The following is a 9508-nucleotide window of genomic DNA, read 5'->3' as shown; positions in this document are numbered from 1 at the left end:
TCCTAGGGTGTTATCCAACTCATGAGCCATTAGCTCAGTAGGTAGAGCATCTGACTTTTAATCAGAGGGTCGGAGGTTCGAGTCCTCCATGGCTCACCATGGCGCGGAAGTAGTTCAGCGGTAGAACACCACCTTGCCAAGGTGGGGGTCGCGGGTTCGAGTCCCGTCTTCCGCTTTGGAACGGGGCCTTAGCTCAGCTGGGAGAGCGCCTGCTTTGCACGCAGGAGGTCATCGGTTCGATCCCGATAGGCTCCATAAACAGCAACCTGCTATGTCAGCAAAAAGCAGGTTGCTGTTTTCTTTTGTTATGGTCAGCATAAATATTCAAAATTTTGTCAAGTTGAGTCATCTCTTTTCTTTCCCTACAATAAAGGTGTAGAGGGAAAAGGGAAAGGAGAGAAACAGCATGAAGCCAATCTCGATTATCGGGGTGCCGATGGATTTAGGGCAGACGCGCCGCGGCGTCGACATGGGGCCGAGCGCGATGCGTTACGCTGGAGTCATTGAACGGCTTGAACGCCTTCATTACCATATTGAAGATTTAGGAGACATTCCGATCGGCAAGGCGGAGCGGTTGTCCGAGCAAGGGGATCCGCGGTTGCGCAATTTGAAAGCGGTTGCGGATGCGAATGAACAGCTGGCTGTCGCCGTCGATGAGGTCGTTCAACGCGGGCGCTTTCCGCTTGTGCTGGGCGGCGACCATAGCATCGCCATTGGCACGCTCGCCGGGGTGGCGAAACATTATGAGCGGCTTGGGGTTATTTGGTATGATGCGCACGGTGATGTCAATACGGAGGAGACGTCGCCCTCTGGAAACATTCATGGCATGCCGCTGGCGGCAAGCCTTGGCTTTGGCCATCCGGCGCTGACGGGAATCGGTGGATACAGCCCGAAGATCAAACCGGAACATGTCGTATTGATTGGAGTCCGTTCGCTCGATGAGGGAGAGAAGCGGTTTATTCGCGAAAAAGGAATCAAAATCTATACGATGCATGAGGTTGACCGCCTTGGGATGACGAAAGTGATGGAAGAGACGATCGCGTATTTGAAAGAGCGAACGGATGGCGTCCATTTGTCGCTTGACTTGGATGCGCTTGATCCGAGCGATGCGCCGGGGGTTGGGACGCCGGTGATCGGTGGGCTGACGTACCGGGAAAGCCATTTGGCGATGGAAATGTTGGCGGAAGCGCAAATCATCACTTCTGCCGAATTTGTCGAGGTGAACCCCATTTTGGATGAACGGAACAAGACCGCCTCGGTTGCTGTGGGGCTGATGGGTTCATTGTTTGGAGAGAAGCTGATTTAGCACGCTGGTCCGACAGCGGAAGCAGCGAATCGTTGTTGTTGAAGGCAATGGTGGAAGGGGGAACGCCATATTAGGTTTGCCCCCCTTCTTTTTTTCGTTCTATGGTACAATAGATATGTTGTGTGAAACTTTTCCCGGTGGAGTGCCGTAATACACAGTAAGCCGTAAGGGCGGGGGTATTGGATTGTATGGATTTGTTCATTAAAAAACGAATTAAGGCGATCCGAAAAGGCGACCAAAATGCGTACGCTGATCTTGTCGACTTGTATAAAGATAAAATTTACCGCCTTTGTTATCGAATGCTCGGCAACCGGCACGAGGCGGAAGATGCGGCACAAGAGGCATTCATCCGCGCTTATGTCCATATTGATACGTACAACCCGGAAATGAAATTTTCCACATGGCTGTACCGGATTGCGACGAATTTAACGATCGATAAGCTGCGGAAACGGAAGCCTGATGTGTATTTGGATGAAGAACTAAACGGTACGGACGGATTGACGATGCAAGCGCAGCTTCCTTCACGCGAAGCGTCCCCTGAAGAGGCGGTGGAAAGCTTGGAACTGCAGGAGACGGTTCAACGGGCGATTGATCAGCTGCCGGAAAAATACCGGAGCGTGATCGTGCTGAAGTATATTGAGGATCTGTCGTTGCAAGAGATTAGCGAGATTTTAGAGTTGCCAGTCGGCACGGTGAAAACAAGGCTGCATCGCGGGCGTGAAGCGCTGCGCAGACAACTTGGTCATCTATAAGAGGGTGAGAAACGATGGAATGTCCGAAGGAAATCGTATCGCTGATGCATAGCTACTTTGACGGCGACATTCATCCGGACGAGGAACGGCAGTTGAAAGAACATTTGCGGTCATGCGCCGCTTGTGCTGCCCATTTTTATGAACTAAACAAAACGATCGCTTTTCTGCAATGCGCCTCTCATATTACAGTGCCGTCCTCGTTCACGGCAACCGTGATGGGAGCCATGCCGAAAGAGAAAAAGGCTGCGCGGCTGCGCCGTTGGCTGCATGCGCATCCCATACTGACGGCTGCCTCCCTGTTTTGTCTGCTCACAGTCGGCAGTTTTGCCTCCTCATGGAATGAAAGAGGAGCATTTTCCGTTTCGGCTGATGAACATGTCATCATCCGCGATCATACAGTGATCGTGCCGGAAGGGCAAACGGTTAAAGGGGATATTACAGTTCGCAATGGATCGATTCGGATTGAAGGAACGGTCGATGGGGATGTGACGGTGATCCACGGGAACAAATATATGGCGTCTGCTGGACAAGTAACCGGGGAAGTAGAAGAAATTAATCAAGTGTTTGAATGGATTTGGTATAATATTAAAGAGAGGGTTCACCATGCGCTCCAATCCCTTGAATGATGGCAGCCATCGTCCGATGGCTTTTTCCATGACCATCGGAAGGTTGGAATTAGAGATAAAGGAAGTGTGAAGATGTCCTTCGAAGAGCTCCCCATCGTGTCGTATTTGTTGAAAGTGGTCGATATTCTTGTTGTTTGGTACGTCATTTATAAATTGATTATGATGATTCGCGGGACGAAGGCCATTCAGTTGTTAAAAGGCATTTTTTTAATTATTCTAGTCCGCTTTGTGAGCAATTACCTCGGATTGACGACGCTGCAATGGCTGATGGATCAGGCGATCATTTGGGGATTTCTCGCGATCATCATTATTTTTCAGCCGGAATTGCGGCGCGCCCTCGAGCAGCTTGGCCGTGGACGGCTGTTTACACGCAGCACAGTCAATGAAGACGAGGAACGGCTGCAGATGGTGGAAGCCATCGTCAAAGCCACGGAGTATATGGCGAAGCGGCGCATCGGGGCGCTCATTTCGATCGAGCGGGAAACCGGAATGGGTGATTATGTGGAAACGGGGATTACGCTTAACGCACATGTATCGCCGGAGCTGCTCATTAATATTTTCATTCCGAACACCCCGCTTCATGACGGAGCGGTGATTATTCAAAAAAATCAAATCGCTGCGGCCGCTTGTTATTTGCCGCTATCGGAGAGTCCGTTCATTTCAAAGGAACTCGGGACGCGCCATCGGGCGGCGCTCGGCATCAGCGAAGTGACGGACAGCGTCACCGTTGTCGTGTCGGAAGAGACAGGAGCAGTATCGTTGACGAAAAACGGCGAGCTGTACCGTGATTTAACGATCGATGAGTTTCGGGAGCTGTTAACGGGGGAACTTGCTCCTGCGACGAAGGCGTCCGCTTCTTCCCGTTGGCAGTGGAGGGGGAAGAAACATGGATAAGTTGATGGACCATCCTTGGTTTATTCGTGTCGTCTCTTTATTGCTGGCGATTATGCTGTATATGTCGGCCAATGTCGGGGCGAAAACAGGGGAAACGCGCAATACGTTTGGCCAGGAGGATACGGAAACGTTAGTCGACATCCCGGTTGTCGCTTATTATGATGAAGAAAACTTGGTTGTGTCCGGCGTGCCGAAATATGTGAACGTCACGCTCCAAGGCCCGGCAAGCATCGTCAAACCGACGGCTTTGCAGCGAAATTTCGAGGTGTACGTCGATTTAACCGATTTGCCGTTAGGAACATACACGGTGCCGATCAAATACAAGGACATCTCGGAAAAGCTGAAGGTGAATATCCAGCCGGCTTCAGTGAAAGTGACGATCCGTGAAAAAGTATCGAAACGCTTTTCGGTCGGCGTCGAATTTTTCAATCGAAACAAAATGCCGGATGGCTATTCCGTTGGAGAACCGACTGTGAAACCAGATGCCGTGACGATTACCGGGGCGAAGGAACTAATCGACGAGATTGCGTTTGTCAAAGCCATCGTCGACTTAGATGGGGCGACGGAAACGCTGACGAGAGAAGCGCGCGTTCGGGTGTACGATCGACGGGGAAATGAGTTGGATATTGAGCCAGAGCCATCGTCGGTGGAAGTAACCGTGCCGGTGAAAAGCCCGAGCAAGACGGTGCCGGTTCAAGTGCGAACAACTGGGGAGTTGCCGGATGGTGTGCATCTGGTCAGCATCACGCCGGAGCCGGATCGAGTGACGATTTATGGACCGAAGGAAGTGTTGAACCATATTGACAAGCTGGAAGGGTTGACCGTTGATTTGGACGATATAACGGATGATTCGACGGTAGAGCTCAACGTTCCGCTCCCTGATGGGGCAAAAAGCGTCAATCCAGACAAAATCAAGGTGCATATTGATGTAGAAAAAGATGTCACACAAACGTGGAAAGACGTGCCGATCGCTGTCGTCGGCTTGCCGGATTCATACAAAGCTGAATTTGTCAAACCGCTTGAAGGCAAAATTACGATCCGCCTTGTCGGTCCGCCCGATGCCGTCCGTGGGTTGACAAAAGACGATATTCATTTGTATGTCGATGTGAGTGGACTTGACACTGGTGAACATCAAGTTCCTATTCAATGGAACCACCCTGAACAAGTCCAATGGCAGCCGTCATCAGAAACGGCGATGGTTCACATTAGCGAAAAAGCAGTTGCACAATAAATTGTACAAGTAAGGAGAGAGTGACCGAATGGGCAAATATTTTGGCACTGATGGTGTACGTGGAGTCGCAAATCGTGAATTGACGCCAGAGTTGGCGTTTCAAATCGGCCGCTGCGGCGGATATGTGCTGACGAAAAGCGTTGATCGCCCGAAAGTGCTGATCGGGCGCGACACCCGCATTTCCGGCCATATGCTGGAAGGCGCCCTGGTCGCCGGGCTTTTGTCGATCGGGGTCGAGGTGATGCGCCTTGGCGTCATTTCCACCCCGGGCGTCGCCTATTTGACGAAGGCGCTCGGAGCGCAGGCCGGCATTATGATTTCCGCCTCGCACAACCCGGTGCAAGATAACGGCATTAAATTTTTCGGTCCGGACGGGTTCAAGCTGTCGGATGAGCAGGAAGCCGAAATTGAAGCACTCATCGACAATGGGAAGGATATGCTGCCGCGGCCGATCGGGGCTGGGCTTGGGCAAGTAAACGACTATTTCGAAGGCGGGCAAAAGTACTTGCAGTATTTAAAACAAACGATTGATGAAGAAGATTTTTCCGGGATGAAAATCGCCCTCGACTGCGCGCACGGGGCGACGTCATCGCTGGCGACGTACTTATTTGCCGATTTGGATGCGGATGTCGTGACGATGGGGGCGTCGCCCAATGGGCTCAACATTAACGAAGGGGTCGGGTCCACCCATCCGGAAGCGCTCGCCGCATTTGTCAAAGAAAAAGGAGCGGATGTCGGGCTCGCCTTTGACGGCGACGGCGACCGTCTCATTGCCGTCGATGAGAACGGCAACATCGTCGATGGCGACCAAATTATGTACATTTGCGCCAAATATTTAAAAGAAACCGGCCGCCTCAAGCACCAAACCGTCGTCTCAACCGTCATGAGCAACCTTGGGTTTTACAAGGCGCTTGAGGCGCAGGGAATCAAAAGTGTACAAACGGCGGTCGGCGACCGCTATGTCGTCGAGGAAATGAAGAAGAACGGCTATAATCTCGGCGGCGAGCAGTCCGGACATATCATCTTCCTTGACTACAACACGACGGGGGACGGAATGTTGACGGCGCTCCAGCTTGTCAACATCATGAAAATCAAAGGCAAGCCGCTTTCCGAATTGGCGGGGGAAATGAAAAAATACCCGCAGCTGCTTGTGAACGTCCGGGTGGCCGATAAGGAAAAAGCAATGGAAAACGAACAAGTGAAAAAAGTGATCCAGGAAGTGGAGGCAGAGATGAACGGCAACGGCCGCGTTCTTGTCCGCCCATCGGGGACTGAGCCGCTTGTGCGCATTATGGCGGAGGCCCCGACCGAAGAAGCGTGCCGCGCCTACGTGGAGCGGATCGCCGATGTCGTCCGCCGTGAAATGGGGACGGAATAATCGACCGTCTGGACAACCACCCTATGCATAAACGGAACGTTCCCTTTCGTTTATGCATAGGGTATTTATATAAATAGTTGACGCCGCTGGGAATGTCCTGTAATATTAACGTTGTTGCCTTTTTTTTGAAAGGAGGCGATGGCAGGGCGGAACAAGGAGATCAGGAACAGCAGTTGTTCCAGCGGATGGAACGTTTCAAAAAGAAAAACCGGTTGGTTGTTGCAATCGTTTTAACGACAAAAGCGCCTGGACTAAGCGTTGGACGGAAGAACGCTTAGTTGACGAGGAGGAGGTTTATCGAGGTTTTCGGCGGATGCCTCCCGGCTGGGGCGATGACAGCCGCAAGTCCTCTCTTAAAACAAAGGGGCGACCCTTTGCACAAAGGGGAGGATGTCATCGCGCAAATCGAAAGGGGAGTCTGCCGCATTGACGGTGAGGCCCCGTTGTTCTTTGACAACTGAACATGGAAGGATCTCATTAGCGGCAGCCTCCAAGATGAAAAGGAGGAACATTTGCCATGTGCGGCATTGTTGGCTATATCGGTTATCAAGATGTGAAGGAAATTTTATTGCGCGGATTGGAAAAACTCGAGTATCGCGGCTACGATTCGGCGGGGATCGCTGTGTTGAACGAAAGCGGCGTGCATGTGTTTAAGGAAAAAGGACGGATTGCTGATTTGCGCCGCATCGTCGACCCGAACGTCAACGCGACGGTCGGCATTGGCCATACACGCTGGGCGACACACGGGGCGCCAAGCCGAGTGAACGCCCACCCGCATCAAAGCGCTTCAGGCCGTTTTACGCTCGTGCATAACGGCGTCATTGAGAACTATGAAATGGTCAAGCGCGACTACTTGGCCGATGTCACATTCCAAAGCGACACGGACACGGAAGTGATCGTTCAGCTCGTGGAGAAGTTCGTCAACGACGGACTGGCAACGGAAGAGGCGTTCCGAAAAACGCTCTCGCTGCTAAAAGGATCGTACGCCATCGCCATGATCGATGCGCAAGACGAAAACACCATCTATGCGGCGAAAAACAAAAGCCCGCTTCTCATCGGCTTGGGCGATGGGTTTAACGTCGTGGCGAGCGACGCGATGGCGATGCTTCAAGTGACGAATCAATTCGTCGAACTGATGGATGGGGAGCTCGTTATCGTCACGAGCGAGAACGTCACGATTCAAACGCTCAACGGCGAGACAGTCGAACGGAAGCCGTTTACGGCCGAGCTCGATGCAAGCGACATTGAAAAAGGAACGTATCCGCATTACATGTTGAAAGAAATTGACGAGCAGCCGTTCGTCATCCGCCGCATCATTCAAAAATACCAAGACGAAAACGGCGGATTGACGATTGACCAAGCGATCATCAACGAAGTGCTGAACGCCGACCGCCTGTACATTGTCGCGTGCGGAACGAGCTACCACGCAGGGCTCGTCGGCAAGCAGTTGATCGAATCGTGGGCGAAAATTCCGGTGGAAGTGCATATCGCCAGCGAATTTTCGTACAACATGCCGCTGTTGTCGGAAAAGCCGCTCTTCATCTTTATCTCGCAAAGCGGCGAAACGGCCGACAGCCGCGCCGTGCTCGTGCAAACGAACAAACTCGGCCATAAAGCGATTACGATCACGAACGTCCCAGGTTCGACGCTGTCGCGGGAAGCCGATTATACGCTTCTGTTGCACGCCGGCCCGGAAATCGCCGTTGCCTCGACAAAAGCCTATACGGCGCAAATTGCCGTGTTGGCAATTTTGGCGGCGGCCGCGGCAAAAGCGAAAGGCTTTGAGCTGGACTTTGACTTGACGAAAGAGCTCGCCATCGTCGCCAATGTGATGGAAATGCTGTGCGATGCGAAAGAGGAAATGGAGAACATCGCGAGCGACTACTTGACCCTGACGCGCAACTGCTTTTTCATCGGCCGCGCCGTTGACTACTATGTCTGCCTAGAAGGCGCGCTGAAGCTGAAGGAGATCTCGTACATTCAAGCGGAAGGGTTCGCCGGCGGCGAGCTGAAACACGGCACGATCGCCTTGATTGAGGACGGCACGCCAGTGATTGCGCTTGCCACTCAGGAGCACGTGAATTTGAGCATTCGCGGCAACGTAAAAGAAGTCGTCGCCCGCGGCGCGAACCCGTGCGTCATCTCGATGCGCGGCCTGGAAGGCGACGGCGACCGCTTTATCATCCCATCCGTCCATCCGGATCTTACGCCGCTTGTCTCCGTCGTGCCGTTGCAGCTGATCGCCTACTATGCCGCCTTGCACCGCGGCTGCGACGTCGACAAACCGCGCAACTTGGCGAAGAGCGTGACGGTGGAGTGAGCGGTTCGTTGGTCGGAAAGGCTGTTGTTAAGTGACAAAAAAAGCCTTATACTCGCGATCGGTATCGAAGCGAAACAAATTCAATTCAGTTTGATTGGCAACGAAGATGGGATTCCAATTAGGGAGAAGGAAATAGGATTGAAGGGAATCGAGAAAGGTACCTAAAGGTGCTTTTCTCGATTTTTTATTTGGAGCCAAAAGAGGAGAAATGGATCGTGAATGTTAGTTAATTGATCAAGCAAGGCTTCGCAAAGAGATAAATTAGAATCGAAACAAAAATTTTACATATAAGGGGGGTTATTAAGATAAAAAATATGGTATAATTTATAAAAAATATTCACAAAAGAGGTGATAAGATGAAAAAACTCATTTTATTTTTAATTTTATCATTACTATGGGTTGCTCCTCTCGCAGCATTGGCAAAAGATAATCAGGATATTACAGGAGCAATTAACAAAGAATTCAAAAAAACTCTTACCTATTATAAGGATCATTCCGCCGAAATACTCGATAGCCTAACAACTTCTGCTGAAGTCACTGAAGGAGATACAAAACAAACTAAAAACGTTAAAGTAGTATTGGCAGAAGGAAAAGAAGTTAGAGACAGCATTTTTTATTTTGATGCAAAACAGATATACTATTATGATTTAGATGATCGGAAAATTATCGATTCTGCATCCATCACAGAGAATGCTCAAATAAAAAATTTTGTTAAAAAACATAAAGATGAAATCGGAAAACAGATAAATCCTTTTTCATTTGCCATTTTTATGATCGCACTTTTTATCACTATTATTGTTCCCCCTGTTTTCGGAACCTTATTCAATAAAAACTCTTCGTCTTTGTCATATAGATTGCAATTTGAACGAGCTGATACTGGAATATACCGAAATTAAGCTATATATATAAGTTGCAATAAAGATTTTCCGATTGTTCGATTCTGTTTTCCTTCATAACAAGTCATTTTGATAGAATGCGGTGGGCGCTCTACTGGATGTAAA

The 9508-nt window shown here is 50.6% G+C and carries 8 protein-coding genes and 3 tRNA genes; all 11 read left to right on the top strand.

The annotated features are described in order from the left end of the window. Positions 1-23 precede the first annotated feature (23 nt). Positions 24-99 (top strand) — tRNA-Lys (locus CV944_RS15525). 4 nt (positions 100-103) lie between these two features. Then, positions 104-175, top strand: a tRNA-Gly gene (locus tag CV944_RS15520). 7 nt (positions 176-182) lie between these two features. Beyond that, positions 183-255, top strand: a tRNA-Ala gene (locus CV944_RS15515). Positions 256-406: 151 nt separating this feature from the next. Then, positions 407-1306, top strand: coding sequence for an arginase (rocF, locus tag CV944_RS15510; protein ID WP_033011736.1), 900 nt, complete (start codon positions 407-409; stop codon positions 1304-1306). A gap of 188 nt (positions 1307-1494) precedes the next feature. Continuing rightward, a complete protein-coding gene (gene sigW, locus CV944_RS15505) occupies positions 1495-2058 on the top strand; it encodes an RNA polymerase sigma factor SigW (protein ID WP_033011737.1) in 564 nt (187 codons plus the stop codon). A gap of 14 nt (positions 2059-2072) precedes the next feature. Beyond that, complete coding sequence (gene rsiW, locus CV944_RS15500) at positions 2073-2684, top strand: anti-sigma-W factor RsiW (RefSeq protein WP_063211631.1); 612 nt, start codon at positions 2073-2075, stop codon at positions 2682-2684. A 72-nt stretch (positions 2685-2756) separates the two neighbouring features. Continuing rightward, positions 2757-3578, top strand: a complete 822-nt coding sequence (gene cdaA, locus CV944_RS15495) for a diadenylate cyclase CdaA (RefSeq protein WP_033011740.1) — start codon at positions 2757-2759, stop codon at positions 3576-3578. Continuing rightward, positions 3571-4809 carry a CdaR family protein gene (locus tag CV944_RS15490; protein ID WP_047817648.1) on the top strand — a complete coding sequence of 413 codons (1239 nt, stop codon included), beginning with the start codon at positions 3571-3573 and terminating at the stop codon, positions 4807-4809. Before cdaA ends, CV944_RS15490 begins: the two co-directional genes overlap by 8 nt. A 28-nt stretch (positions 4810-4837) precedes the next feature. Next, on the top strand, positions 4838-6187 hold the full coding sequence (gene glmM / locus CV944_RS15485) for a phosphoglucosamine mutase (RefSeq protein ID WP_100664496.1): 1350 nt from the start codon (positions 4838-4840) through the stop codon (positions 6185-6187). 517 nt (positions 6188-6704) lie between these two features. Continuing rightward, positions 6705-8507, top strand: a complete 1803-nt coding sequence (gene glmS / locus CV944_RS15475) for a glutamine--fructose-6-phosphate transaminase (isomerizing) (RefSeq protein ID WP_100664495.1) — start codon at positions 6705-6707, stop codon at positions 8505-8507. Between the two features lie 356 nt (positions 8508-8863). Further along, the gene (locus CV944_RS15470) at positions 8864-9403 is read left to right on the top strand and encodes a hypothetical protein (RefSeq protein ID WP_081211187.1); all 540 of its coding nucleotides are present in this window, start codon (positions 8864-8866) and stop codon (positions 9401-9403) included. Positions 9404-9508 lie beyond the last annotated feature (105 nt).

It is taken from the genome of Geobacillus sp. WSUCF-018B (assembly GCF_002809985.1).
In the GTDB taxonomy this organism is placed as follows: domain Bacteria; phylum Bacillota; class Bacilli; order Bacillales; family Anoxybacillaceae; genus Geobacillus; species Geobacillus thermophilus.
Note: the sequence above shows the minus strand (reverse complement) of the source record. Positions and strands in the feature narration are given on the sequence as shown.

Coding starts and splice junctions, on each gene's coding strand:
- rocF (WP_033011736.1), top strand. CDS start 407: ATGAAGCCAATCTCGATTATCGGGGTGCCGATGGATTTAGGGCAGACG.
- sigW (WP_033011737.1), top strand. CDS start 1,495: ATGGATTTGTTCATTAAAAAACGAATTAAGGCGATCCGAAAAGGCGAC.
- rsiW (WP_063211631.1), top strand. CDS start 2,073: ATGGAATGTCCGAAGGAAATCGTATCGCTGATGCATAGCTACTTTGAC.
- cdaA (WP_033011740.1), top strand. CDS start 2,757: ATGTCCTTCGAAGAGCTCCCCATCGTGTCGTATTTGTTGAAAGTGGTC.
- CV944_RS15490 (WP_047817648.1), top strand. CDS start 3,571: ATGGATAAGTTGATGGACCATCCTTGGTTTATTCGTGTCGTCTCTTTA.
- glmM (WP_100664496.1), top strand. CDS start 4,838: ATGGGCAAATATTTTGGCACTGATGGTGTACGTGGAGTCGCAAATCGT.
- glmS (WP_100664495.1), top strand. CDS start 6,705: ATGTGCGGCATTGTTGGCTATATCGGTTATCAAGATGTGAAGGAAATT.
- CV944_RS15470 (WP_081211187.1), top strand. CDS start 8,864: ATGAAAAAACTCATTTTATTTTTAATTTTATCATTACTATGGGTTGCT.